This window comes from Butyrivibrio sp. XB500-5, assembly GCF_003625505.1.
Classification (GTDB): domain Bacteria; phylum Bacillota; class Clostridia; order Lachnospirales; family Lachnospiraceae; genus Butyrivibrio.
In genome coordinates this window covers 316,149-342,215 of the sequence record NZ_RAIS01000003.1, presented here as the reverse complement: position 1 = coordinate 342,215, position 26,067 = coordinate 316,149, and the positions used below count along the sequence as shown (strand labels likewise).

General features: G+C 41.9%; 20 protein-coding genes, 2 tRNA genes and 1 riboswitch. Of the genes, 6 read left to right on the top strand and 16 right to left on the bottom strand.

All coding sequences use genetic code 11. The annotated features are described in order from the left end of the window. Positions 1-49: 49 nt before the first annotated feature. From D6856_RS07960 to D6856_RS07940, 5 genes are all read right to left on the bottom strand, one after another. Positions 50-928: a carbohydrate ABC transporter permease gene (locus tag D6856_RS07960; protein WP_243114056.1), complete on the bottom strand. Its 879-nt coding sequence runs from the start codon at positions 926-928 to the stop codon at positions 50-52. Between the two features lie 45 nt (positions 929-973). Then, positions 974-1,921, bottom strand: coding sequence for an ABC transporter permease (locus D6856_RS07955; RefSeq protein ID WP_092244624.1), 948 nt, complete (start codon positions 1,919-1,921; stop codon positions 974-976). Positions 1,922-2,016: 95 nt separating this feature from the next. Next, entirely contained in the window at positions 2,017-3,720 is a 1,704-nt protein-coding gene (locus D6856_RS07950) for an extracellular solute-binding protein (RefSeq protein ID WP_120686454.1), read from the bottom strand. Between the two features lie 132 nt (positions 3,721-3,852). Beyond that, positions 3,853-5,433 carry a response regulator transcription factor gene (locus D6856_RS07945; protein WP_120686453.1) on the bottom strand — a complete coding sequence of 527 codons (1,581 nt, stop codon included), beginning with the start codon at positions 5,431-5,433 and terminating at the stop codon, positions 3,853-3,855. Between the two features lie 3 nt (positions 5,434-5,436). Continuing rightward, positions 5,437-7,005 carry a sensor histidine kinase gene (locus D6856_RS07940; protein WP_120686452.1) on the bottom strand — a complete coding sequence of 523 codons (1,569 nt, stop codon included), beginning with the start codon at positions 7,003-7,005 and terminating at the stop codon, positions 5,437-5,439. Positions 7,006-7,059: 54 nt separating this feature from the next. Here D6856_RS07940 and D6856_RS07935 point away from each other — a divergent pair, with 54 nt between their 5' ends. The 5 genes from D6856_RS07935 (at position 7,060) to D6856_RS07915 (ending at position 9,653) form a co-directional block, all read left to right on the top strand. Beyond that, positions 7,060-7,392 carry a hypothetical protein gene (locus D6856_RS07935; RefSeq protein ID WP_092244611.1) on the top strand — a complete coding sequence of 111 codons (333 nt, stop codon included), beginning with the start codon at positions 7,060-7,062 and terminating at the stop codon, positions 7,390-7,392. 164 nt (positions 7,393-7,556) lie between these two features. Further along, positions 7,557-7,639 (top strand) — tRNA-Leu (locus D6856_RS07930). A 55-nt stretch (positions 7,640-7,694) separates the two neighbouring features. After that, positions 7,695-7,779: transfer RNA gene (locus D6856_RS07925), tRNA-Leu, on the top strand. A 687-nt stretch (positions 7,780-8,466) separates the two neighbouring features. Beyond that, positions 8,467-8,913, top strand: a complete 447-nt coding sequence (locus D6856_RS07920) for a GNAT family N-acetyltransferase (RefSeq protein WP_120686451.1) — start codon at positions 8,467-8,469, stop codon at positions 8,911-8,913. 131 nt (positions 8,914-9,044) lie between these two features. Continuing rightward, positions 9,045-9,653, top strand: a complete 609-nt coding sequence (locus D6856_RS07915; RefSeq protein ID WP_120686450.1) for a class I SAM-dependent methyltransferase — start codon at positions 9,045-9,047, stop codon at positions 9,651-9,653. 42 nt (positions 9,654-9,695) lie between these two features. On the opposite strand, the gene D6856_RS07910 is transcribed toward D6856_RS07915, so the two are convergent. The 11 genes from D6856_RS07910 to epsC all read right to left on the bottom strand — a co-directional run bounded on the left by D6856_RS07910 (position 9,696) and on the right by epsC (position 24,917). Then, entirely contained in the window at positions 9,696-10,562 is an 867-nt protein-coding gene (locus tag D6856_RS07910) for a hypothetical protein (protein ID WP_147367816.1), read from the bottom strand. Next, the gene (locus tag D6856_RS07905; protein ID WP_143104460.1) at positions 10,525-11,301 is read right to left on the bottom strand and encodes an adaptor protein MecA; all 777 of its coding nucleotides are present in this window, start codon (positions 11,299-11,301) and stop codon (positions 10,525-10,527) included. The genes D6856_RS07910 and D6856_RS07905 overlap by 38 nt, the downstream gene beginning before the upstream one ends. Positions 11,302-11,487: 186 nt before the next feature. After that, positions 11,488-12,135, bottom strand: coding sequence for a sortase (locus D6856_RS07900; protein WP_120686448.1), 648 nt, complete (start codon positions 12,133-12,135; stop codon positions 11,488-11,490). 61 nt (positions 12,136-12,196) lie between these two features. Then, entirely contained in the window at positions 12,197-13,279 is a 1,083-nt protein-coding gene (locus D6856_RS07895; RefSeq protein WP_120686447.1) for a Cna B-type domain-containing protein, read from the bottom strand. A gap of 26 nt (positions 13,280-13,305) precedes the next feature. Beyond that, entirely contained in the window at positions 13,306-14,154 is an 849-nt protein-coding gene (locus tag D6856_RS07890; protein WP_120686446.1) for a class C sortase, read from the bottom strand. Positions 14,155-14,292: 138 nt separating this feature from the next. Next, complete coding sequence (locus D6856_RS07885) at positions 14,293-15,771, bottom strand: isopeptide-forming domain-containing fimbrial protein (RefSeq protein WP_120686445.1); 1,479 nt, start codon at positions 15,769-15,771, stop codon at positions 14,293-14,295. A 115-nt stretch (positions 15,772-15,886) separates the two neighbouring features. Continuing rightward, entirely contained in the window at positions 15,887-20,638 is a 4,752-nt protein-coding gene (locus tag D6856_RS07880; protein WP_120686444.1) for an LPXTG cell wall anchor domain-containing protein, read from the bottom strand. Between the two features lie 60 nt (positions 20,639-20,698). Further along, on the bottom strand, positions 20,699-21,274 hold the full coding sequence (gene lepB, locus D6856_RS07875) for a signal peptidase I (protein ID WP_092244577.1): 576 nt from the start codon (positions 21,272-21,274) through the stop codon (positions 20,699-20,701). Then, a complete protein-coding gene (locus tag D6856_RS07870; protein ID WP_120686443.1) occupies positions 21,267-21,866 on the bottom strand; it encodes a hypothetical protein in 600 nt (199 codons plus the stop codon). Before D6856_RS07870 ends, lepB begins: the two co-directional genes overlap by 8 nt. 249 nt (positions 21,867-22,115) lie before the next feature. Then, positions 22,116-22,201, bottom strand: a riboswitch (cyclic di-GMP riboswitch). Between the two features lie 371 nt (positions 22,202-22,572). Further along, positions 22,573-23,901, bottom strand: a complete 1,329-nt coding sequence (locus D6856_RS07865; RefSeq protein ID WP_120686442.1) for a flagellar hook protein FlgE — start codon at positions 23,899-23,901, stop codon at positions 22,573-22,575. A gap of 116 nt (positions 23,902-24,017) precedes the next feature. Then, positions 24,018-24,917: a serine O-acetyltransferase EpsC gene (gene epsC, locus D6856_RS07860; protein ID WP_120686441.1), complete on the bottom strand. Its 900-nt coding sequence runs from the start codon at positions 24,915-24,917 to the stop codon at positions 24,018-24,020. An 89-nt stretch (positions 24,918-25,006) separates the two neighbouring features. On the opposite strand from epsC, the gene D6856_RS07855 reads away from it, so the two are divergent. Next, on the top strand, positions 25,007-26,065 hold the full coding sequence (locus tag D6856_RS07855) for a tRNA dihydrouridine synthase (RefSeq protein WP_120686440.1): 1,059 nt from the start codon (positions 25,007-25,009) through the stop codon (positions 26,063-26,065). Positions 26,066-26,067: the final 2 nt, after the last annotated feature.

Genomic DNA, 26,067 nt, shown 5'->3' with positions numbered 1-26,067 from the left:
CGGTAATAATATTTCAAAAAGGAAGATTATAGCGGTCTACTTTTTTGGATTACTCCTTAACACCACCGAGTGTAAGTCCGCTTACGAAGTACTGCTGTAAGAAAGGATAAATACATACGATAGGAAGCATTGTAACGATAGTTGCTGCCGCACGCATTGAAACGGGTGTGATGGAGCTTGTTGAGTTCTTCATTGACTGAGCTGATGTACTCTGGCTGGTAACCGAAGCAAGGAGTTTCATAAGCTCGTACTGAAGAGTTGTAAGTTTGCTGCTCATTCTGTTGTAGAGCATAACGTCGAACCAAGAGTTCCACTGATATACTGCTACGAAAAGAGCTATTGTAGCGTAAACAGGCTTACAAAGAGGTGAAATGATCTTAAGGAAGATCGTCGTATAGCCTGCGCCGTCAAGCTGTGCCGACTCTTCGAAACTGTCGGGGATACCGTTCATATATGTTCTGATAACGAGCATATTGAAAGCGGATACCATTCCGGGGATAACGTATACCCAGAATGTATTGGTAAGGTGAAGTCCCTTGTACAAAAGGAAGATCGGGATCATACCACCGTTAACGTACATTGTGATAACCCAGAACAGTGAAAGGTGTCTTGCAAAAAGGAAGTTCTTACGGCTTACGATAAATGCAAGAATAGCGCAGGTAACAAGTGAAAGAAGTGTTCCCACTATCGTTCTTGCTACAGAGATGTAAGCACCTACAAGAAGGTCATCCTTCTTCAAAACAGTTACGTAACTCTTGATACTGAACTTTCTCGGAATGAGGTAGATTCCACCTCTTAACGCATCAAGACCGTCGTTAAATGAAATTGCAAGTGTATTCAAAACGGGATAAAGCGTTACGATAACGAATACCGTCATGAATATCGTATTAAATGTGTAGAAAGCGATATCCGCAGTGGATAGCTTCATTTTCTTTCTTGTAGTTATTTCTGATTTACTCATTGCGGACCTCCCTTAGAACAATCTTTCTTCGCCATGACGCTTAGCGACTTCATTACAGATCAATATCAAAACGATACTAACTGCGCTCTTAAAGATACCCGCAGCCGTTCCAAGTGAATAGTCCATCTGGCTGATACCCCATTTAAGAACGTAGATATCAATTGTCTGGGATACTCGCTGTACAAGTCCGTTACCAAGGAGGTACTGAATCTCAAATCCGGCGTTAAGTACGTTACCAACATTCATGATAAGAAGAATAATGATGGTTGACTTGATTCCGGGAATTGTAACGTATTTGATCTTCTGCCATCTTCCGGCACCGTCAATTGCTGCCGCCTCATACAAAGAGGGATCGATAGCTGTGATTGCTGCCAAATATATAATTGCATTCCAACCGGTTTCCTTCCAAACATTGGCAAAGGCAACGATCGGCCAGAAATATTCTTCGTGTGCAAAAAAGTTAATGGCTTGAGGAACGATATGAAATTTAAGTAAAAGCTCATTAACTATACCTGATCCCGAAAGAGCATCATGAAGGATACCCGTAACGATGATCCATGATAAAAAGTGAGGAAGGTATGAAATAGTCTGAACAACCTTCTTTTTCTTAACTCCTACAATCTCGTTCAAAAGAATGGCAAAAAGGATTGCCATGATAGTTGTTGCTATAAGATTGATAACACCCATAGCAAGTGTGTTTCTGATTACTCCGAGATAAGTTGCATCGGAAAAAAGTGACTTGAACTTCGCAAGTCCGATCCATTTGGAATGTAAAATTCCGTCCTTAGGCTTATACTGCTGGAAGCCCATAAGCCATCCTACAAGCGGTGCATAGTAAAACAGAAGTCCGTATGCGACAAAGAAAATTGACCATACGATAAGAACCCACTGTCTTTTTAACTGTTTAACCAGTTCTGCCTTCGGTATGTTGGAAAGCTTTTCTTTTTTCTGCTGAGCCATAAAACTTACTCCTTTAAATATTATTACGCTTAAATTTCAAAAAAATAGCGGGCATTCTTTAGAATACCAAGAAGGCCCGCTATATATTATTTTAATTAGTTCTCGTACTTAGCTGCTTCTGCAACTCTTCTGTCGAGCTCTGTCTGCATCTCTGAAAGGAAATCTTCAGGTTTGCATGCATTGTATGCATCCATATATTCCTTCCATCCTGCCTCAAAGTCGTCAGCCATAACAACCTTAGGAAGATACTGGTGCTTGCAATCTTCCATGCTTCTCCAAGCTGTACCACCGGGTGTAGCTGTTGTCATAGTCTGTGAGAATGTGTACATAGGATACCAAGGTCCAGGAGCAGGTGTTGTTCCGAGCATCTCAACGTATGTCTTAACACCGTATGCATTGAAGCACTCCTTGAGGTCATCAGAAAGTCCATCATAGAACTCTGTTTCCTGCTGCTCAGGCTTCATAGCATTCTTGCCGTCTCTGCTTGTTCCTTCCCACTGAGGGAAATATGCATACTCACACTTGTGAGAAGCCTTGTATGCTGTATCAGCGTCGTTGTCTCTCATTTCCTGAGTCTTGGAATACATTCCGTCTTCGCCAACCTGATAGTCAACATCCTTAACGCCCCAGAATCTGAGATCCATGATCTCCTGGCTAAGAAGGTCATCTACGAACTTAAGAGCGCCTTCAACGTCCTTACAGCTTGTTGTAATAGCAAGACCTGAACTTGTATGAACGATTCCGCCTGAATTGTGCCACTGGTTCTTCATTCCCTTATCGATTGTGATCGGAAGAGGAACATACTGGCAACCCTTCTTATCAAGGCCTGCTGCCTTAAGAGCATCACCTGCTGTGTATGCGAAATCCCACCACTGATCGATCATACCAAGTACGCAACCTGTTGAAAGCTTAGCGATGTACTCGTCATATGTCTGTGTGAATGACTCTTTATCAACGATACCCTTCTTGTACTCCTCGTTGAGCTTCTTGAAGTACTTAACAGCTGTTTCTGTTGTATTGTAGTCAACGATCTTCATTGTATTTGTATCAACGATTACAGAACCATCATTCGGATATCCGTCAAGGAACTGAGGTGCGTTCTCAAGACAGAAATATCTCCAGTCCTCACAAAGGATTGTGTAAGGAATGATAGGAGTTCCGTCTTCCATTGTAGGATGCTTCTCATAATAATCTTCGATAAGAGCGAAGTACTCATCCATTGTTTCTACCTTAGGATAGCCTGCTTCTTTAAGAACTCTTGTCTGGATCCAGAAAGCCTCGTCATTGTGTGCGCAGACTCTCTCTTCACCATAGATGTTAGAGAACTGAGGAATCCAATAAATCTTTCCGTCGCTCTGACGAAGTGAATCCCACTCCTGATCTGTAAAGAATTCTTTGATGTTAGGATAATTGCCTGAATCGAGGTAATCATCAAGAGCTACAAGTGCTCCTGCCTCATACATCTGTACGGATCCGTCTCCTGCATCTACGAAATCAGGATACTCACCGCCGGCGATAAGTGTACCAACTGCCTCTTCTGCAGTCTGACCTGTAAGCCAAGTCTCTTTTACCTTAGCTCCTGTCTTCTCGGCAATGATCTGCTGAATCTCATTGTCGTCATTGATCTCAGCGTGAGGAACTGAAAAGAATGCTGTGAACTCTTTTACTTTTCCGTCACCTGCTGATCCGCCATCTTCGGATGCAGTAGCGCCCCCACCGGCATTACCTTTGCTGCATCCAGCAAGCGCTCCACCAACCATGAGCGTTGCAAGCAACATGCTAATCACTCTCTTTTTCATAAAAAAGAATCCTCCTTGTTTTGATATGACCATTGTATTAAAAATCGTCAATCAAAACATGGGAGGAAATATATAAAAAAGTAGGTCAAATTATAGAATCCTGAAAAAGTATAGTTTATAAATTTTTCGGGGTTATGATTCCTGTTTTCTGTACTTGGCGGGAGTGCAGCCCTTAGCCTCAATGAACTTGTTTACAAAGTAGTCAACGTCCTTGTAGCCTACCTTTTCGGCTATAATATATATCTTTTCATCGGTCTTTCTAAGGAGCATCGCAGCCTCATCAAGTCTGTGTCTGTTGAGGTAATCTTTAAATGTGCATCCGTGTCTTTTTCTGAAAAGCTGTCCGAGGTAAGCGCTGTTTACATAGTACTTTTCGCTGAGCTCTTTGAGAGTTATGTTGCTTGCGTAGTTGTTTTTTACCTCTTCTTCAACCTTGGCAAGAACGCCCTTGGACTCCTTCTTGCGAAGCTGCGCAAGATACTCGCCGTACTCACAAGCCATTCTGTAAAGGTGCGTCTTGGAGCCTCTCTTAATGCCCTGCTCATAGGCATTTTCGGAAATAAGTCGCAGGATTTCTTCCTGGTTAACTTCACTGTCCTGCTCAGTCGCGATATGAATAAGCTGGAACAAAAGATAATTGATATTGAGATTCATAGTCTTTCCGGTAATTCCGGTTTTTTTCATCTCGTTGTGGAACTCATCGACCTTCTGTTTGATCTTGACCTGCTCATTGAGCTCAATTGCCGAGATCAGCTCGTCGAGCTTGTTCTTACATAAAAGAATTCCCTTATCGGTGATCTGGTATTCTTCTTCATAGAAATAAATATCTTTTTTCTCTCTGAATCCGTGAAGCGAATGAAGCATGCTCACGCTGGTAAAAGACTTTGAGATAGCCTCTACGCCGTTTACGGTCCTTCCGACAAGCATAACTATTGGAAGTCCGCTTACTCTTTTTATATGAGCAATCATATCTTTAAGATATTCTTCGTCACTCTTTTGCTGCTCTTTGGCAAGGAAGTTAAGATACAAAAAACCTATGTCATAAACGTTCTCATCGCCGAATCCGTCTCTTACAAGAAGGTAAGAATAATCATCAAGATACTCCGATGCAATATCATAGAGCTTGGTAATGTAGTTGTTCTTTTCATCGCCGAAATAATCGCCGTCGTCCTCGCTAAAATCAAGCTCGATTCCGACATAGCGCATCTGTCCGTTATCCGGGAGCTTGTCTGTGAGATATTCGATGTGATCTTCGCTGTGCTTTCCTCTGAAAGCCGCGCGTAAGTTCTGTTCAAAAAAGGCTTTGACAAGCTTATTGTTTCTGCTAGCCTCGATCTCTTTATCCTTATTTTTTTCTATAACTTTTTTAAGCACGCCCTCAAGACTTTCTTTTTCAACAGGCTTAAGAATGTAGGCGTTGCAATGATATCTGAGCGCTTCCTGCGCATAAGAAAACTCGGCATATCCGCTTAAGATAACGTAAAAGACATCGTTTCCGCTCTCACGTACTTTCTTAAGAAGCTCAATTCCGTTCATCCCGGGCATCTTGATGTCCGCGATCACAAGATCTATTTTTTCCTTCTCAAGTACTTCAAGCGCGCTAACGCCATCTAGTGCGGTATAAACTTCGAAGCCTTCCTCTTCCCAATTCAGAAGGACCTTAAGTCCCTGCAAAATAAAAGGCTCATCATCAACAAGTAAAACTTTCAGCATTATTTATACAATTCCTTTCAAACTCTCGATCGGTATTTTGATCGTAACGATCGTTCCGATGCCTTCTTCCGAATCAATGTCGAAAACAGTCCTATTGCCTGTCACCATCTTAAGTCTGAGTGATGCGTTGATAACACCGACTCTTCCCTTTTGCTGGAGCATATCTATACTTGCATTTCTCATTGAATCCAAAAGCTTCGTAGCTTCTTCCTCGGGCATTCCGTTTCCTGTGTCCTCAACTTCGATATTCAGCATATCCTCTTTTTTATATATCCTAAGGAAGATCCAGCCGTTCGTGATCTTACTTTCTATTCCGTGAACGCAGGCATTCTCGACAAACGTAACGAGTGTCAATTTGGGAACATTGTATTCCAAGCACTCTTCGTCTGCTTCTATATTATACGAAAGTCTGTCACCGAATCTGTACTTCTGAAGCTCCAGATAATTCTCTACAAACTCAAGTTCCTGCTTGATAGCAACATTGTCGTGATCCCACTCTGTGTACTGGCGCTGGAGTTTCGCAAGCTTCTCGACCATGTAAGCGGTCTCAGACTCTTTTTTTATAATGCTATGCATTCTTATACTCTCAAGCGCATTAAAAAGAAAATGCGGATTGATCTGACTGTGAAGCGCATGAAGCTCAGCGTGCTGTCTTGTAAGCACCATCTCCTGCTCTCTTAACTTGTAACTGTAAGCGATCCTGTTGATCCTGAGCATGAGCGCTGCGGGAAGGATTACATTTATAAGTCCCAAAACAATCAACTGCCAGCCCCAATTCTTGAGCCAGCCCGCTCTGTTAAGCCCATTGTTTATGACATGAATCTTGAGCTGCTGATTATATATCTGCATATCCGCAGTATATCCGATGTTAGCAAGCTCCGTCACTCTCCTGAACGGCTGCGCTACATTCGAATCTTTTTTATTGGAAAAAAGAATTCTGTCATTATCGCACACATATGCGGCCATGTCATAGTTCATGTTCGAAAGAAGCGTATTGCACTTGGTGTAATCAAGGCTGATCAAAAGAATACTGTTGGAATTGTGATCAAAATAGTCCAGCTTTTTTATAAAGTAAACTCTTCTGGCACTCTCCGTTGTTCCTGCGCTGTTCCTACCGTAGAAAAAGTAAAGGCCCATATCCAAGCCGGTATTTTGAGTATATATATACCAAGGTTGCCTCTTACATCTATCGATCCTCTGGAACTGAGATCCGTTAACGATCGTATCGTTGTCCGTGTAGATAACGTATTCAACGTTACTCTGTCCTGCGACAACATTAATAAGAGTATCGTCAAAAAAATCTCTGTACGCATCGTAGTACTCAAGAGGTGACGAATACTCTCTGTTCATGTAGTTGTATATGTACCTACTGGTATAGATGCTTCTTGCAAGTCTGGCAGCTGTCTCAACCTCTTCCTGACAGGTGTATTTGACAGCGTCGGCTACACTTTCCATTTCATGCATGGTCTTGGTGTTTTCGGTACGCAAAATACCGCCGAGCACGACCGCATCCATTATTACCAGTGGAATTATTGCAAAAAACATGTATAGTATAATTAGTTTCTTTTTCATAGAGACTATTTTATCACATGAAATTTACAGCGTATATTCAAGGAGGTGAATGATTTGGAAAAAAGATTCAGAGACTACATAAGACACTTTGAAAAGCTTGATTTTGACGTTCTATCCGAGGAAGAAGTTGACCAGGAAAAAGAAGAAATCGGCCTTCATGTAGATATACTCCAGCATGAGATGCTCAGAAAGATCATTGTGACCATGGGAATCTTTGTATGTGCATGCGTTATTTTCGCAGCGGGAATCATCGCAAATGTGCTTTTCGTCGACATAATCGGAATCGCTATTTTTATCGGTGGAATCGTTATGGCGTTCAGCTACAAAGAAAGCAAGGATGTTATGGGTAAACTGTGCGTCTTTGTTGATAAGTTGACGATGCTGTAAACAGCATGGTATTCGGGACGATAACGGAATTTGCTTCGCAAGATCGTCCCTCACCCTTGAATCACTTTCTCACGACATGCGCAGCGTAGTGCGCATGTCTGATCAGACGCTTTCAAACCTCTTGACAGCGCCCGAAAAAGTGGGTATCATTAACTACGTTGCTTGCAGGAGTGGCGGAATGGCAGACGCGCATGGTTCAGGTCCATGTGTTGGCAACAACATGAGGGTTCAAGTCCCTTCTCCTGCACTGGAGCTTTCCGGTGCAATGGTGAAGTTCATAAGCCCTTTCGGGGCGCATATATGCGGAAGTGTCGGAATTGGCAGACGAGCAAGACTAAGGATCTTGTGACTGTTTATGTCGTGTGGGTTCAAGTCCCATCTTCCGCACTAAACAAAAGGAATCGGTTCATTGAACCGGTTCCTTTTTGGTTTAGTGCGGAAGGGGACTCTCTCCCAGCAGCTTCGCTGCGTGGGTTCTGGGATTCACACTAAACTCGCATAAAAGCTCGTTAAGTGTTCACCCATGGCTCGCACTAGGCTCTCACTTCGCCTGCGGCTCGTGCTCGCCAAGTGCTCTGCTCAAAGTCCCATTACTTACTGTTTTTTATAAGCGTTCATTACTTCACAATAACTACTTCATATTACAAATTGAAGGCATTTTGGATGGTGGTCATAACACATTGGTATTTGGACTTTTTATTCTTAAACTAGACAAGCCATTTCCCCAACGATCGATTTGCTCTATCAGCCAAAATCCCTGTTGCACATTTTGTACTTAGAATGTATGATACTTTACATAATCTAAAAGAAAGCGAGGTGTTCAATTATGACAAACAAGAGAATCATTACAAAATCTGAATATCTATTGAAGACCTCGGTTATGTCGTAAATAAAGTTCTTAGTTGCCGCGGTTTATTGACCGCGGCATTTTTATGTTATTAGGATATTTCTTTATAATTTTTATATCATAAAAAGCGTTCCGTTGTGGATGCGCCTCATTTCCCATTCCCGATTCTTCATAGATGTTCATACAAGGCTATTTCTTACACAGTAAACACATTTATGGAGGATTTTATGATTAATCTAAGAAAAATAACTGAAGAAAACTTTATTGATGCATTTAATCTTAAGCTTGGCGAAGGTCAGGATAAGTTCGTTTCGCATCCTATCCGGAGTCTTGCTCAGGCTTATGTGTATCGGGAGCAGTGCCAGCCTTTCGGTATATACACCGATGATAAAATGGTTGGTTATGTTATGGTGATCTATGACTATGATATTCCGGAATATGATATCTGGCACATGATGATAGATACTGACGATCAAGGGAAAGGTTATGGAAGAGCTGCCCTAAGGAAGGTAATTGACTATATCAGATCCAAACCGTTTGGGGATTCCGACAGGGTTGCGCTTACCTGTAATAAGGATAATACTGCTGCTTTGAAGCTATATCACGCTGCAAACTTTAAAGAAACCGGCGTCGAAGATGAAGAAGAGCTGGAACTATCGATGTCATTAACCTAAGCCGAGTTTTTGTTAACACTTTGTTGCAGCGATTTGCATTAATATGTGCTTATTTAGTATAATGGTGTGGGGATTATATATTATCGGAAGGAGAATTGATTAACGCTTAAGTAATAAATGGAGGGAAAGAGATGTTTAATTACTATAAGTACAAGAGGTATGCAAAATACCTCGTTCAGTACCTTGGGGAAAGAATAAGAGGTATTGATTTTACCATGCGTGACTTATCACTCATAGAGGAATCCGGGGGTGTTCTTCACGGTTATTCCAAGACTGATGATAAGCATGCGGAAGAGATTTTGGATTGTTTGGACGTTGATTGCAGCAAGAAATTGCTCGATATCGGATGCGGAAAAGGCGCATTTCTAAGAGATGCAAGTTACTTCCCGTTTGGAGAGATCGCAGGACTTGAGTATTCATCGGATCTTGCCAAGATTGCCGAGAAGAACATGAAAAAGCTCAATCTCCAACGAAGAGTCAAAGTCATCAGGGGCGATGCCTGCAGATACAACGGATACGAGAATTTCAATGTATTTTACTTCTTTAACCCTTTCAACAAAGAGGTAATGAACAGGGTTCTCAGAAGGATACTGTACAGAAGGTCCGATCCTTTCTGGATCATTCTTCACAACCCGGTATGCGCCGACGAAGTCCTTGAACACGGACTCGTAGAAAAAGAAAGACTTTTTGATGATGTAAAACAGTATGAGACTGTTATTTATAAATGGGAACATGCGTAATATACAAGCGGCAGGCTGAACAAATCACAGCCTGCCGCTTTTTTAATTAAGAATTTCAAGCACTTTTTGATTAAACTCATCATTCCCGGCTATCGCCGCTCCGACGTCGATACCTTCCTGATCGGGGGCGCATTCTCCGCAGATATCGATTCCGATAAGCTTTCTTTCGGGATCTGAAGCCAGCTCACGGATACTTCCAAGTAGATCATCAGCGTTCATCTCGCCCTGATCCCAGTTGGTTATGAGTTCTTCTCTTTTTACTACATCTTTATCTACAGAGAGATAAACAGGATACTCGGTCTTTGGAAGTCCTGTTTTTATATCATCGAGAGTATAAAAAGAAACTCTGGCTCTATCTTCCTTAGGAAGATCTGAAATAAGCTTTTTATCGGCGCCTATAATATGTACGTCTCTCACATTGGGATTATCCTGCAAGACCTTAAGCACCCATCCTCCGCAAGATAAGATATCGCCGAACTTAGGCGGCTGCATATCGGGGTGATGGTCAAAGACAACCAGAGAAAAAGGCTCTTTTACCATAGATAAAATAATGTAAGACATATAGTGATAGTTACCTGAATCTATGAAATGTATGCCATGCAAGAAATCTCGAAGTGCCGCGGAATCAGTCTCTTTTTCCACGTTCAATCCTTCATTATTGGCGCAGCAATTCACAGCAATCCTCTCTTTTATCTCAGCAACTGCAATATCGTCGCACATGCAATTGGTACCGGGGATATCCTTCATATCAAGAAGGAGCGCCTCTTTGCCGCCGCCACAAAAACAAGAGCTTTTATCGCCTTGATAAAAGCTCTCTTCTTCATAAACACTTGAAAAATTAAATACAGTAATCTTGCCGTTCATCATGTCATTATCTTGTAAGGTCTGCCAAGTGCACGATCGCATCACTATCTATGATCTTCTCGCCCTGTTCCTCAATAAACATTGCTTCGGGAGCATTTACAAGAAGGATCTCAGAGTACTCAACTCCCGCTCTTCTCATGTCATAGATAATCTCTTCCCTGGCGGACATAAGTCCTGCCATAAGGTAATACATTCCGCCGTACTTGTACAGAACAGAGTCAACAATCGGAAGTTTCTGAACAACCTTGGAGAATCTCTCTGCATCCTCAAGATTGTCAAATTCCATCATATATTTAGCATATTCGGAAAGAGGCTGATAGCTTGCCTCAGGTTCCGCATTCTCTTCAAGAGCATTCTCCTGATCACGACCGTATATCTTGCTGATCGTATCCGAAACCTTGGTAATTACCTCATTAAAAGCAACGCCCTTATCTCTGCCCGTCTTAGCCAAAATATCCTCAATCTTCTCTTTGGTCAGAGTATTAAGAACCGTAAGTGCCGCTCCGCGAATCCTCTCGGAAGCTTTCTTAATATCCTCGTTGGTCATCTTAACGGCGAAAATGCGCACACTTCCATCCATCATGATATTCTTGCTCATCATCATAACTTCCGTCTCGGGATTGTAGTCGAGCTGCTGTCCGACCTCTTTTCCAAGCTGAGCAAAGAAAGATGTTGTGTTCTCCGCACCATTGATAACCGCCTCGGGTGTAAGACCTATCTCATGAAGTTCTGATGCGGCAATGCTGCATTCAACTGTTGTGTCATTCATTTTTACTATAATCACTACGCATCATCTCCTTTCATGATTCTTTCTGTACTGTAATTATAGTTTAAAACATTAGCACTGTCCACATAAGAGTGCTAACTATTCTATAAAAAAACAATAAAGGATTTTATATATAAATATATCGGCTTTTATGAGACCTCCGATAACTCAGATAATCCCGAAAAAGCCGATTTAATAAGTTCTTTATTTTTTCCTTATATGTTTACTCTTTTCAGCCGCATCAAGCACATCGGGAACAGTTCCCGTCTCCGATGTCTTCCCCGTCGATTCGCAGCGCACCGTAACACGGTTCGCACCGCCTATCGTACATGTAAAAAGAGTCAGATCCCATTCTCCCGCTTCCATCTCTTCAATATCATAAGATCCAAGCGTTTCAAGATTGGTAACTTCAAAATAAAAGCTCTTTCCGTTCATATCGGTCACTATTATCTCATCACCCGTCGCAAGGTTTTTAAGATTGCCGAAATGCTCAACATAGTTATGCCCCGCAATTATAAGATTATTCTCATAAACAGAGCCCTTATATCTGCACACTGATACTTTGGCATTTTCATTTGCCCATTCACTCTGGATCGGAAGCAAAAGCCCAAGGCTCGGTACCTCAACCGTTCCGATAAAGCTCCTGCCGTCCACATCAACAACAGGCATATCGCCCGATTCATCATTATCAACAACCATTCCGGGCATCTGCTCAACAACTCCCTCAAGAAATTCATCCGAAGCATCTCCCGCCTCGGCACTCTCATTAAAGTTGTGCCTTACCAAAAAAGCTGCCGCACATATAAAGATTACTCCTATAACTATGTAAATGTATCCGGAATATTTCTTCATAAATTTTTCCTCTGTATATTTTAGTATACCCCATGAGCCTTGATACTCATGGGGTAAAAAATCAAGCTTTTTTATGATTTTTCCTTATTCCTTTGACTATGAAAAAGATACCCACGATCAAAAGAATCGGAAGCGGCCACCAGAGCTGTCCTGTCTGAGGAAGTCTCCTTGCACCCAAAACCGCGGGGAGTTCTCTTATCGCTCCGAGAACGTCAGGGAACTGCGGTGGTCCGGGAGGAGTATTCGGAGGTCCTCCGGGAGGAGTTCCGGGTGGTCCCGGTGGTGGCGGAGTCGTATTGGTATACGTATTGGTCATGGTATAAACAACCATAAGTCCGTCATCATCTTCATTCTTGTTTACAGAAACCGTATAAGGGTTGTTACCCTCTATAGTTTCTTCAAAATCCCAAATATATCCGGGCTTATCCTTCCATGAATAAGACCAACCGTTACCACTGTTCAGAGTTACTCTCTTATATTCTTCGCCGTTTCTTTTTATAAGTACCGAAATGGATGTAGGTCTTACATTCTCATTACCGGAATCATTCCATCTCTTGTGAAGTTCAAACTCCACTTCTCGATTTATATCAAATTTTTCACATTTAGCTGTAGCTTCCGCAATATACTGAGCACCATCATAAATCCATTCATCATCATCCCCAAGCTGCGGAACAGTTATCAAAAACGATGAAAAGACATATCTACAATCATCCTTAATAACATCCTCGGTCTCTATCAAATACAAGCCCAACTGAACGCCTGCAAACACAGCCTTTCCGTTCTGTGAAACCGCAGTGTATGAAGGCTGATGATTTAAAACAGCCGTCGGTCTTACATCATCAAGAACCTGTTTCCACTGTCCCTGGTCCTTAATGGAATTGATAGAAATAGATGTTAATCCGGCATAATCAGGATCCAATGCAAACTCACCGATCTCTGTTACGCTTCCTATCTTGTAAATATGAGATTGTACGCCATCAAACAGCATGTCGTCGCCGAATTTGTAAGTTACGGAAAGCGAACCTTTTTTGGTAAGGTCCACAGCATTTCTGGCGTACGACTTAACGGAAAACAACCCCAATGAAGCCGTAAGCACCATAACCGCGATCAATATTCGGCTAAAGATACTCTTTACCTTATTCATATAAACAATCCCTCTGAGAGCATTTATCAAACTTTTGCTCCCTTTGCCTTCTTAGGCCTTCTTGTCCTAATTAAAAAGACTATAAATGCAACTAACAATATCGGTGCACCTATAAACGGTGCAACAACCATATTACTGTATCTGGTAGCGTCCGCAGGTACTATAAGCCTGCTCTCTTCGTTATAATCAACACGTCTTGCCCTTACAAGCAGCCTATGAGTATTGATACCATAAGGTGTGCAAGTTACAAGCGTGACGTATTCCTCTCCATCGACAATTGCCAGGTCATTGGTCTCCTCTGGGAGAACAATGTTGATCTTATCAACCTGATATGCAAAAGTCTGATCCAATATGTGTAAAAGAAATGTATCACCAACGATCATCTGATCGAGGTCTGAAAAAAGCTTCGAGGACGGAAGCCCTCTGTGTCCCGAAAGTACAGCATGTGTACTCTTGGTTCCCGTCGGAAAAGATGTTCCTTCCAAGTGTCCTATTCCGACCTGCAATACTGATTCTTCCGTACTGTGATATATAGGAAGATTAACCCCAATATTCTCAATCTCTATATATCCCATAATACCCGATCCGGTGACATTCAAAACGCTGTTGTATTTATCCAGATCTTCACCTTCAAGGTTAAAATTCAGAGGCTTTTTGGCAAGTTCTTCATTATATGCATATGCCTCTTGCCACATCTTTGTATAATCCTCTTTGGGGATATTGTGAACAATATCCTCGTAGTTGGATATCGCGCGGCTCTGGTTTTTTGAATTGATATAGTTACTGACAGACGGATAAAGAAAAATCACGATTCCTACGACAAATATCAGTCCAAATATTAAGTTGGGTAAGATTCTTTTTAGTCCTTTCTTCATCTGACAGTTCTAACTTCTTCACCTTATTGTATTTTCGAATCTTATATATTCTTCGGGGGAACCCCATTCCCCCGAAGAATAATGTTATTCAACAAGATTCAAATTATATTATTATTTTTTTCATACCGATTATAAGAATTATTCAGCGTCAGCCTTTCTGCGAACGATGAAATATGCAATACCTGCAACGATGAGGATACCGCCAACAATGTAGAAGATTGTTGTTCCGATTCCACCTGTTGAAGGAAGTGTAAGGCCTGTTCCATCCTCAACCTTCTCAACCTGAACAGCTTCAACTGTAGAGCTCTTGTTTACTACTACTTCCTGAGCGTGCTCATAAGTTGTTCCGCCAACAGTAACCTTGCCTTCAAGAAGATTGTATCCCTTAGGAGCCTGTGTCTCTACGAGAACATACTTCTCAGGTGCAAGACCTGTGATAAGAATGTTATCAGCCTCAACAGTTGTGAACTCTGTTACTGATCCGTTAGGATCAACCTTGTACTCGGTATCTGAAACCTTTGCAAGTTTAACCTGTGAGTTATCAAACTCTCTGAAAATCTGGAACTTAGCATCCTTAAGAAGCTTCTCTTCAGGATCGCCCTTTGCAGTCTTTCTGATTGCTACAGGATATGTGAAATCGTGTGTTTCAATAACTGTTCCTTTTCTACCATATGTAAGGAAAGCTTCGTTGATGTTAGGTGAAGGATTGATAACAGCGTCCTCATTTAAAACTGCTGTATAAGTAACTGTTACAACAGTATCCTTATTGGGCTCGCCGTCAAATTTAATCTCAAAGCCCTTTCTTCCGTTATCGGGATTTTCATATGAATTATCAATTGTCCATGTAAGTCCTGCATCATCGGGAGCAAATGAAATATTTGTATCTGTGATCTCGTTAAGAGTAAGTCCTTCAGTTACATCATCATAGATAGCGTATCCCTTACCGCCAACCTTAAGCTCAGCAGTAATTGTATACTCAATAGTATCACCGATCTGGTGATCACCACCTGTAAGGTCTGTAAATACAAGTGCATCGTTTGTTGCACCGGTCTCTTCCTTGTTAAGATTAGGAATCTTGTTCTTTTCCTGAACCTCAACGTTAGGAGTTGTTGTGTCAACCGCTACAGCAGTACCAAGTGAAGAATTGATTACATAGTAACCAAACTCGGGAACACTGATTGTTGCATCACCGTCTGCAGTTGCAGTTGTTGATCCGTCAGCTGAAATACCGTTTGCAAGCGCATAAGCAACAGCTGCTCTACCAAAAATAGCTGCATCGGCATCTGCCTTAAGTCCGATAGGATCAATGATATCATTGTCACCGATCTTAAAGAAATCAGCCATATTTGCGGTCTGTGCATTATTGTTTTCATCCGTGTAATTAAATACATATGTCTCGAATCCGGCAAATGCAGGATTAAGCTTGTAGACACCACCCGCATCGGCGTTACTCTCATCTGCGGGCACATAGTCAAATACGCGATATGCATCGTATTCCTGTTTTTCCTTAGCCCCTTTTACTGTAATAGTTCCGGCAGCTGCAAAAGCAGTAACCCCCATTCCAAGTACCATAATCGATACGAGGAGGCCCATTATGAGTTTTCTTAGTGTTTTCATATTCCTCTCCTTCTTTTGAACCTTGTAAATGTGTAATGTTGATAGTGTATCCGGTGCAAATGAGCACCTGTTTTAAAGCTTCCCTGCTTTAAATCCTTTCCTTCGAAGATGAATCTTACTCTTCATCCTCCTTCTTGCGTCTCTTTCCGAGGAGGCACGCACCTGCTCCCACAAGAGACATCACTGTTGCTCCCGCTCCCGCAACCACATACGGAAGTTCTCCGATTCCTCCTGATTTAGGAAGAACATTGCCGCTTCTTTCGTTGGATACTTCAAGCATTGTATTGATACCTTCTGCATAGACATTTTCCCAGTTGGTATCCATAGCAGTCTGCTGATCCTTGAAGAATGCGTAGTATGTAATCTTAGGTGCATTTCTGTATTCGTTCTGACCTGTGGAATCACACTCTACGATGTGATACTTCACTCTGTCAGGTACGGCTACTTCTGCGGTCCATTCATTTCCGGGACTAAGTGCTATAGGTCCCTTAAAGAACTCAAGTGAACCGTCATCATATGACTTGTACAGGTTTACAAATACCGTTCCGAATTCCGTTGTTTCTGCCGGAGGTATAGGATTTCCATCAAGTGTCCATACCTTTTTGAGCTTAATGTAAGGTGTATTTGTAAGTGTGATCGTTGTGCTTCCGTCAGCTCCGATATCCGTTCTGTTCTCGCTATTCTTATAACCGTTAACGATTCCTACGGAATCTTCGCTTGCAGAAGATTCGTTTATCACATTTCCTGACGCATCATATACGACATATTTAAGAGGATTGAGCTGTACAAGCTCGCTTCCGTTGTCGTAATACTCATCGGCTGCATATTCATATGCATTGCCGTTTTCATCAAAGGCTTCGAGATCTTCGAAGTTGTATGCCTTGGATGTTGCCATTCCGCCACTCATGTAGTAGTCGGAAGCAGGTATCACAAATCTCTCAACTTCTTCGAATTCACCGCCTGAAACTCTTCTCTTAAGTACTACAGTGATATCCCAGATATCGTCTGTACTGTTCTGATTCCAGTTCTTGATTACTGAAATCTTGGTAGGTGTCTTGTTATAGAAACCTGCGTTTACAGGATCTATATAATTGGCATCGGTGCAATAATCAACAACGCTTGCGTTATTTGCAATGATAGTATCAATAGCATCCTGATCGGCAATCCTGTAATATGTACGAACCACATTGGTCTGATCGACATAGTAGTCGACTTTGACTGCCATTATCGCCTTATCGATAGTTGTCTGAACACGGTTGCCATTATCGGCATTGCCTTCCACAAACATGAAGTAGTAGGTCTTTCCAACTTCCATGTTCCAAGCATTGGCCCTTGTATCTACCGTATACTTGATACTGCTGCCTACGTTTGTGATATAGTTAGGCACCTTACCCGCGCCTGTACCGAATATTCTTCTGTCTGTACCGATAACATTTCTGTTCCCATCGACCATCCTGATCCAGAAATTGAACTTAAGAGTGTTATCGCTAAGAAGACTTCCGTTCAGGTACTTGAACATCTCGATATCAAAAGGCTTACGTGACTTGTTGTAGAATCCTACAAGTTCTCTGATTCTGTGAGCGTCATTGTAGTAGCCCTTACTGAAGCTCGATAATATGCTCTGAACTTCCTGTTCATTTATTCTGTAATAACATATCTCATTTATAGCTTGTCCGTTCTTGCCGGGATAATACTTAACCTTAGCAAGAAGTCCGCTCTTATCCTTAAGATAATCGCCTGTTGTATCATTCTCGGTCATCATGAAGTAATAGGTATTCTCACCGCCATACTCCATGCCGTAATCCGCAGGATTATTAAAGCTGTATTTGATCTGCCACTCGTTATTGGTTATGTTATTATCGATAACCTTCCATGAGCCCTGCTTCTCATCAAACATGCGAAGAGTAAATTTAAACTTACCGCTCTCTGTAGGTCCTGCATAATACTGATCTACGTATTTTTCAAACTCAAGATCAAAAGGAACAACCGTATCGTCTACGTTACAAACTGTGGTTGAAGCAGAATCTTTAAGATATTTTCTTAAAACAATCTTATGAATCTCACAATCTTTTACAACCTTTTGGGCAATAACGGTACCACTGTATGAACTTGACAGCATAACATTTGCAGCCGGTGCAACTAGTGCTCCGGACATACAATCCACATGGAGCGTTCCTGTATACGGTTCAAACTCACCGTTACCGCCTTTCCTCTGCACAGGATTTATAATAATTCTGTTGGCAAGATCACTCCAATCGCCGGTTCCTTTTCCCTCAATAGTAATTTTGTCTATTAAATAATCACTTCTTCCTGTCAGATCAATATTGAGAAGAAGGAATTTTCCGCCGATATCAATTCCTCTACCGTTTACCGCAGCATTATCCTGATTACTCTTCATATAACGTTTAGTCAGATCGTTTACAAGAGAAGGATCGCCGTTATTCTGGCTATTTTCAGCTCCCGGTACCAAATTGATAACTTCAATTCCATTACGTTTACAAGCTTCTTTATTGGCGTAGGCCAGTTTATTAGAAGCAGCTGCCGCAATATCAAGCATTGTCTGAACACTTATCGGGAACGGTTCATTATATTTTTCTTTATGGTATTCTTTTCCATTATGTCCCGGCGTACTAGCATATGCATGATCATAAGTCACGCTCTCATAGGTATTATCACCCGTCTTATAATAAATAGTTGCGCCGTCAACCTTCTGAAGCACCTGTTCACCGGTATATTCACCCATGTCCTCAACATAGCTGTCTGTAAATAAGCTGATGCTGTCATGAATTCCCTTTATACCGTTTTGCTCATATTGAACAGTATATTTTCCATTCTTTCCTCCGTTAGGTATAGGTCGATCATTGGCATCAAGTTCAAATACATAGAACTTGGAATAAACTCTATTGCTTTGAAGCTCCGCAAAATCAAACGTAAATGATCCCACTCCTGTTGCATCTGTAGTAATGTAGAATCTATGACAAGGAATCTCAACCTTTCCTTCCGGATCTGAGAAAAGAGCAAACTTAAATGTTCCCCTCTTATTAGGTCCCTTTACAACCTTCTTAATTGTAATATTGTAATTATTGACATATTGGTAAACCAGCTCAGAATTTCCTATAGTATAATCCTGAATTTTTGAAATCTTACCAACTGCAATATTGGCTTCACTATGCTGGCCTTGTCCGTAATGCTCTCCGCCGCCTTCATATTCCTTTGCAACCGCACCGAAATATGTTGCATCGCCAAGAAGTCCAACAGCATCTTCAGGTGTAAAGGACAATCCTCCATCCCATGTATATCCATCCTTGGAATATGTTATCGCACTGTATACTGAGAAGGATGATGTCGTAAAGCTGATGACATCGGCATCTTCACCAAGGCTTACTTCGCTCTCGGTAAGGATATCTACATTGATATCGTCTGCGGAAATGCCTGTTGCATCACTTGTTGATGCATAGCCTTCCTTAACCGCATCCTTAATAGGAAGATGAAGAACAGCTACGTCTTCCTCTTTCTCTGTTTCCATTTCGGAAGAGAGCTGGCTGTCATCGAATGAAACAGATACGGAAACCGTTCCTTCCTTAGGCTCATACTCGATTTCATCAAGTACGAATGCTATATCAAAGAGTATTGTGTTACTCTCATCATATTCAATTGCTTCTTCTTTGCCGGCTGCCTCTGCAATTGCCTGTGCATTTGCATTAAGGGCATCCATATATGCATCGTAGTTGTATCCGCTTGTGAACTTATCAAGAGGAGTAACGTTGAGCTCGATTCCCTTAGGGAATTCTTCGGGCTTGGACAAAATAACCGTTACAGTCATTCCGTCTACAGAAACAACAAACTTCTCCTGAGTGTTGACTTCGTCGTATACAAGCTTAAGATCTGTATCCTCGGTAATCTCGATCTCTTCGCCTTCTTCAGTCACTGCTTCATAATATACATACTTAAGAACTTCATCCTCAACCTCTGCAAGTGAAGCTGCACTGTCTTCGTTCTCTTCTTTTTCTACGGATACTTCCTTAGTCTTCTTATTTATAGAAACAATCTCTGTTTCTTCATCACCAAGAAGTGCCTTCTTATATATATAACCGTCAAATTTCTTTGCATCTTCTTTTATGTCAAAAGAATCTTCTATAGAAAGTTCTTTTGCCTCAGAGAACTCTGTTCCCTCGGCATCAACATAATAGACTGTGATAACAACATCCTTAAGCTCTTCGAGTTCCTTTTCATCCAAAGAAACTTCGCTGGAAGCCTCAAGTGATATCTCGCTTGATTCAAGGCTTGATGCATCATCTGCAGCTGCAGTTGTAGCCTCGCTTGAAGCATCAGATGCGGATTCGGAAGAATCTTCGCTTGAAGCTTCATCGCTTACTCCTTCACCGAGCGTAGCCTTTTTAGCTGCCTCATCATCTTCTTCAGAAGAAGCAGGATCATCATCTCCTGACTCATTTTCTTTATTCATATCATCGGGATTGCTTTCATTAGCGTCGTCGCTGTTGTCATCCCCATTTTCATCGTCACTTTCATCGTCACTTTCATCATCGCTTTCATCGTCCGGATTGCCTGACTCTACGTCCCCATTGTCATTGCCTCCGGCCACTTCATCCCCATCATCGCCGTTTTCGTCATCGTCATTATTGTACATTTCTTCGATGAGTCTCTGCTCATCCTCATCACTTGCGGTATCAATAATTCCCATTGACCCAAACGCATCCTCGGTCATGGCCGTAGCCGGCTTATTAAGGCCATACAAAGTTACCGTTCCGGTAAGCATTGCAATGCACAGTGCAAAAGCTAACCATTTCCTGTAGTTGCGATGTCTCTTGATGTAGTTTTCTGCGCGATTTTCAACACTCTTGCGCATATTCTGGTCCTCTTACCTGTAAAAAACGTTTCGCGGTTACATTATGACTGACTAAAGCTGTTATAGACCTCCCGATACATCGAACGGGAAGACTCTGAAGATCACTTTGCCGATGAGCTGTTCTTTTGTAACACAGCCAACGACACTGCTCCTTGAATCTATAGAAGCACTCCTGTGATCACCTAAAACAAAGTATCTGTTTTCAGGTACCTGGTATGGAAATTTAATATCTGTTGGATCAAAACTTTTTTCAGCGTACGGCTCTTCAAGCTGTTCCCCATTTACCGAGACGTTGCCGTCGGCGTCGATATTTATCCAATCACCGGGCGATCCTACAACTCTTTTTACCAAAACCTTATTATTATAGTAAAAAGCAATAAGTTCTCCGGGTTCAAACGTTGAACTGTTCTGCGCTACCACGATCTGTCCGGTTTCAAGAGTCGGCGTCATGCTGTCTCCCGTAACCCTAAGTACCGTGATGTAAAAGCTTGATATCAGGACAGCCAGTGCTGCCACGATAACTACCACAAACAATGTTCTTTTGAGTACGTTCTTATATTCTCTTTTGCTGTTCTCCCTCTTAAGCTCTTTCTTAAGATCTCCGATCGAGGGTTTTAATACTTTCTCTTCACTCATCTACTTTGTCACTTTTTTTCTTTCTGCCTTGTACGGACGATTTTTTGTTAGTATTCTTGGATTCGCACGCTTTGAGAATCTCCTGCTCTTTCTCAAGCATATGTTTCTTGGCTAGTGCGAGTTCTTTCATAAATTCCTCGTACTCTGCTTCAGCTCTCTTCTGAAGAGTCTCAACATATAAATCTGCCGATTTCTGAGCGGCTTCCATAATTCCGCCGAGCTGGATTGAAGCTTCTGCAAGAGACTGTGAATTCTCAATCTTAAACATTGCATCGTCAACTTGCTTCTGAAGTTCTTCTTTCTCTCTTGTGAGTCTGGCCTTAAGTCCGTTTATGTCTTTTTCAAACTTAGCCTGCATCTCAGCCTTCTGCTCGTTGAACTTGGTTCTCATCTGATGCTTCTCTTCATCAAAGCTCTTGAGCATTGCGGCTCTTTCTTCAGCCATTTCCTTGAGCAATTGTTGCTTCTCTTTTTCGAGCTCTTCCTTAAGTTCTTCTTCGTGTTTCTTAGCTTCCTCGGCCTCCTCCGAAAATGTGATCATCATCTCCAGAAGTTCCGATCTGCTAAGTTTTTTTAGATTTACCTCAGCCATAGTCCGTCCTTGTCAGTAGTAATAAAAAAAGTACATGCATTTGGCCTTTCGGCTTTGCATGTACCTTAAGTAAATCTTGTTGTCAGCGACATCGCAAAGTTTCTGTGGCCAGTTGCTCTGTGGAATTACTATCCATGTACTTCCGGTTTCCCGGTTGTTCATCCATGAACTTATTTCGTACCGTAATTGTAAAAAATAAGACCGTCTGCTAGTACAGTCCGGTCACCTTCATGGTGCCAACGAACTAGCACCAGCAACTGGCTGTCTTTCACGTATGTGATTAAGACCCTTTAGCTTTGCGTCACCATCTTTCAATGGCTTTGCCCTTTAAACGCTTAGTTTTCCCGTGGAACAATTAGTGTAAAAAAAGTTTATGTGTGTTGTGATTATCAATATAAACCATTGGACACAAAAAAACAACCACTTTTTCACAAAAAGTTCACAGTTTCCATCCACGTATTTCTCAAGTCCAGTAAATATCAGCGATTCAAAGTTTCGCTTTTACGAAAAAAATATTTCAGTTTCCGTTATTTTTCATCAACATTACAATTTTAAGCTGTCTAAAAAGGTGAGTCATTATGTAGTTGTGCAGTTATTATACAGCATGCGAATACAAAAAAACACTGGGATAGCACTAAAAAACAGCCATTTCGGAAACTTAGTTTCAAAATGGCTGTCATGATTTTAAATTAATATTTCTAAGTGTTTATCTCTTTAATCCGTGCAAGATCTGAAGCATTTCATCGGATGTTGTGATCACGCGGCTGTTAGCCTGGAAACCTCTCTGTGTTGTGATCATGTCCGTGAACTCTTTTGCCAAGTCGACATTACTTGATTCCAAAACTCCCGCAGTCATGTATCCGCCGTCATAGGTGATATCCATGATCATTGCTTCTCCGGAGTTAAGTGACTGAGCATAGAGGTTATCTCCTATCATCTCAAGTCCCATCGCATTATTGAACTCAGCTACCGCGATCTGTGCGATCTTTACAGTCTGACCGTTTGAATACTTGGCAAATATCGAGCCGTTGTCGGTTACCGAAAGACCTGTCATAGTGCCGTTTGCATAACCCTGATTAAGTCCCTGCGTATCGCCTCTGTATCCGTAGAACGAAGAAGAATGCTTGCCGTTGATGCTTGCATAGTTCGATGTATTGGAAAAATCAATGTCAATCGGTCCTATCATGGAAGCCTGTCCGCCAAACTCCATATGAACCATTCCGTTAGTCGCACCGTTTGCACTTACAAGTCTTCCGTTGTTCTTGCTGTAAACAAGGTCAACATTTGCATTTGTCGTATTTGTTATAAGATCTCCATTGGAGTTCTGAATTGACTTAAGTGAAAGCTTAAATGTGTTGTCAGCCTCATCTTGTCCGTCTGTAAGACCATACTTAAGAGTATAGATTTCGCCGTCTCTTCCGAAAACTTCGATTCTCAATGTCTTTCCGTCTTCGGTTTCAAGATCCTTATCGAGACTGTCTATATTGCCGCTAAAGTATGAAGCCGATGTAGCTGTTCCGCCGATGGTCTTAGTCGCATCGGATATAAGTCTGAGATTGGTAAGATTAACGTTTCCGCCTCTGGGAATGTTTCCGTCACCCATGATACCGAATACATAGAATCCGTTGTTCTGAGTAACGAGATTTCCGTCCGCATCAATTGTGAAAGCACCGTCTCTTGTGAAATTGCGCATCGCAGGATTTGTGCTCGCATCAGAAGAAACCACGAAGAATGAATCTCCCGTGATCATAAGGTCGAATGCATTTCCTGTTGTCTGCATTGAGCCTGACTTGGAAATGTTCGTATATATGGATGCAACCTTGGTTCCGAGTCCGACCTGTGAAACATTGGTTGTAGCGGTTGTATCGCCCGAACCTGTTCCGTTTTTCACAGTCTGATAAAGAACATCCGCAAATCCGGTTGCCTGTGATTTATAAGCAGTTGTATTGACGTTAGCGATATTGTTACCGATAACATCCATTTCAAGTTGGTGAGTTGTAAGACCGGCCACACCTGACCAAAGTGATCTCATCATAACGTATTTACCTCCGAAGAGAAAAAAGGAAATAGCTACACTACTTGCTATTTCCTTTATCGGACAATTTATTATTTTTCTTTAGCCCTTTTCGCAAAAAAATTTCAGAATTTTTTTCAGTTATTTTTCATGCTGACTCTGCTTGCAGCGGGAACCGAAGAAGTGATGAACGCATTAGCTCCGATAACCGATCCCTTACCGATAACAGTCTCTCCTCCGAGAATGGAAGCTCCCGAATAGATGGTAACATCGTCTTCGATGGTAGGATGTCTCTTGCTGCCCTTGAGCGCCTGTCCTCCTCTTGTGGAAAGGCCACCGATGGTAACGCCCTGATATATCTTAACGTGCTCTCCGATAATAGACGTCTCACCTATAACAATACCTGTTCCGTGATCTATCATAAGATACTTGCCCATTGTTGCACCGGGATGAATATCGATTCCCGTCTTGGAATGAGCATACTCAGTCATTATTCTCGGAATAAGCGGCACCTTAAGAAGATACAACTCATGCGCGATCCTGTTTACGGTTGTCGCAAAAAGACCGGGATATGAAAGAATTATCTCCTCTTTACTGTAAGCAGCGGGATCTCCGTCATAGCAAGCCTGCACGTCGGTATCCACATATTCTCTGATCTTGGGAATCTGCTTAAAGAACTCATGTGTAATGCGTCTTGCTCCGCAATCAAGCGTCTCTTCCGAAGTCTCCTCATAATCCTCGCTGTGTCTGAACGCAATGGCAATCTGCTTCTGGAGATTGTAGATAACATCCTCAATGACAATTGCGATCCTGTTGCTGTCATTGTAGCTCTTATACACCTTATCCCTGTAATAGCCGGGATAGATGATACGGATAAGCTTGATAACAATATCTTTTACCGCGTCCCTGTCAGGCTGGTTAAATATATCCATCTTGTCGATATCTCTGCCATGCCCGTAATCAGCGAGTATGAGATCGACGATATCTTTTATCTCGTTCTTCAATGAATTTTTCTCATCATTGTACTTGTAATCCATACCACATTCCTCATATTGTTTTGACATCTAACACATATAATACCATAATAACCGTGAATGAAAACAAGTAATAAGGAGAAATTCGCCTGATGGCTTCAACAAAATTTTACTTTGCCCCAATGGAGGGCATTACACAATATACGCTCAGAAACACTCACCGTGCGATGTTCGGCGGCGAAATAGCCAAGTATTACACGCCTTTTTTGTCGGCTCCGAAGACTCATAAATTCAAGAAAAGAGAAAAGAATGACATTCTCCCCGCAAACAACGATGTTTTCCCGGATTATACAGATATTGTCATTCCACAGATCCTTGCAAACAGCGCAGAGAACTTCCTCTGGGCGGCAAAAGAGATCGCGACTCTCGGATACAAAGAGATAAACTTAAACCTTGGTTGTCCTGTCGCGACCGTAGTAACCAAGCACAAGGGCTCAGGTCTTCTTGCCGATATTTCTTACCTTGATAACATGTTAAAAGAGATCACTTCCGATGAGCTTTTTTCGGGAAAAGAAAATGCTATAGAGTCAGCTTCTCCCAAATTCTCCGTAAAAACAAGACTCGGCGTAACCGATGAATCAGAAGCCGATAAGCTTATGGAAGTGTTTGCAAAATATCCAATAAGCGAGCTTACGATCCACGCAAGAGTTCAGAAGGATTTCTATCAGGGAAAGCCAAAGACGGACGCATTCAAAAGAGCCGTCGAAATATACAGAGAATGCGGCGGATGCGCAGATATCTGCTACAACGGTGACATAAATAACATAGACGACTACAACAGGCTGATCGACGATATGAAGAGCCTTGGCGCGAGAGCCGGCAACAGCGATAATCCGGGCGGCATAAGCTCTGTTATGATAGGCCGCGGAATGCTCAGAAACCCTGCGCTCGCAAGAGACCTTGCGGCCGGTTCAACAACACTTACAAAGGATGAACTGAAACAATATCTCGAAAAACTATACCTAGGTTATGAAACTTTCATTCATGAGGACAGAAACGTCATCTTCAAGATGCTCGAGCACTGGGCATTTATAAACAGTCATTTTGAAGACAGCGACAAGTGTTTGAAGGCAATAAGAAAGGCCAGAAGCAAAGGTGAGTATCTGGCCGCAGTTAGAAACATATTTTCAACTTGTAATTTTATTGCGTAATT

Coding starts and splice junctions, on each gene's coding strand:
- D6856_RS07960 (WP_243114056.1), bottom strand. CDS start 928: ATGAAGCTATCCACTGCGGATATCGCTTTCTACACATTTAATACGATA.
- D6856_RS07955 (WP_092244624.1), bottom strand. CDS start 1,921: ATGGCTCAGCAGAAAAAAGAAAAGCTTTCCAACATACCGAAGGCAGAA.
- D6856_RS07950 (WP_120686454.1), bottom strand. CDS start 3,720: ATGAAAAAGAGAGTGATTAGCATGTTGCTTGCAACGCTCATGGTTGGT.
- D6856_RS07945 (WP_120686453.1), bottom strand. CDS start 5,433: ATGCTGAAAGTTTTACTTGTTGATGATGAGCCTTTTATTTTGCAGGGA.
- D6856_RS07940 (WP_120686452.1), bottom strand. CDS start 7,005: ATGAAAAAGAAACTAATTATACTATACATGTTTTTTGCAATAATTCCA.
- D6856_RS07920 (WP_120686451.1), top strand. CDS start 8,467: ATGATTAATCTAAGAAAAATAACTGAAGAAAACTTTATTGATGCATTT.
- D6856_RS07915 (WP_120686450.1), top strand. CDS start 9,045: ATGTTTAATTACTATAAGTACAAGAGGTATGCAAAATACCTCGTTCAG.
- D6856_RS07900 (WP_120686448.1), bottom strand. CDS start 12,135: ATGAAGAAATATTCCGGATACATTTACATAGTTATAGGAGTAATCTTT.
- D6856_RS07895 (WP_120686447.1), bottom strand. CDS start 13,279: ATGAATAAGGTAAAGAGTATCTTTAGCCGAATATTGATCGCGGTTATG.
- D6856_RS07890 (WP_120686446.1), bottom strand. CDS start 14,154: ATGAAGAAAGGACTAAAAAGAATCTTACCCAACTTAATATTTGGACTG.
- D6856_RS07885 (WP_120686445.1), bottom strand. CDS start 15,771: ATGAAAACACTAAGAAAACTCATAATGGGCCTCCTCGTATCGATTATG.
- D6856_RS07880 (WP_120686444.1), bottom strand. CDS start 20,638: ATGCGCAAGAGTGTTGAAAATCGCGCAGAAAACTACATCAAGAGACAT.
- lepB (WP_092244577.1), bottom strand. CDS start 21,274: ATGAGTGAAGAGAAAGTATTAAAACCCTCGATCGGAGATCTTAAGAAA.
- D6856_RS07870 (WP_120686443.1), bottom strand. CDS start 21,866: ATGGCTGAGGTAAATCTAAAAAAACTTAGCAGATCGGAACTTCTGGAG.
- D6856_RS07865 (WP_120686442.1), bottom strand. CDS start 23,901: ATGATGAGATCACTTTGGTCAGGTGTGGCCGGTCTTACAACTCACCAA.
- epsC (WP_120686441.1), bottom strand. CDS start 24,917: ATGGATTACAAGTACAATGATGAGAAAAATTCATTGAAGAACGAGATA.
- D6856_RS07855 (WP_120686440.1), top strand. CDS start 25,007: ATGGCTTCAACAAAATTTTACTTTGCCCCAATGGAGGGCATTACACAA.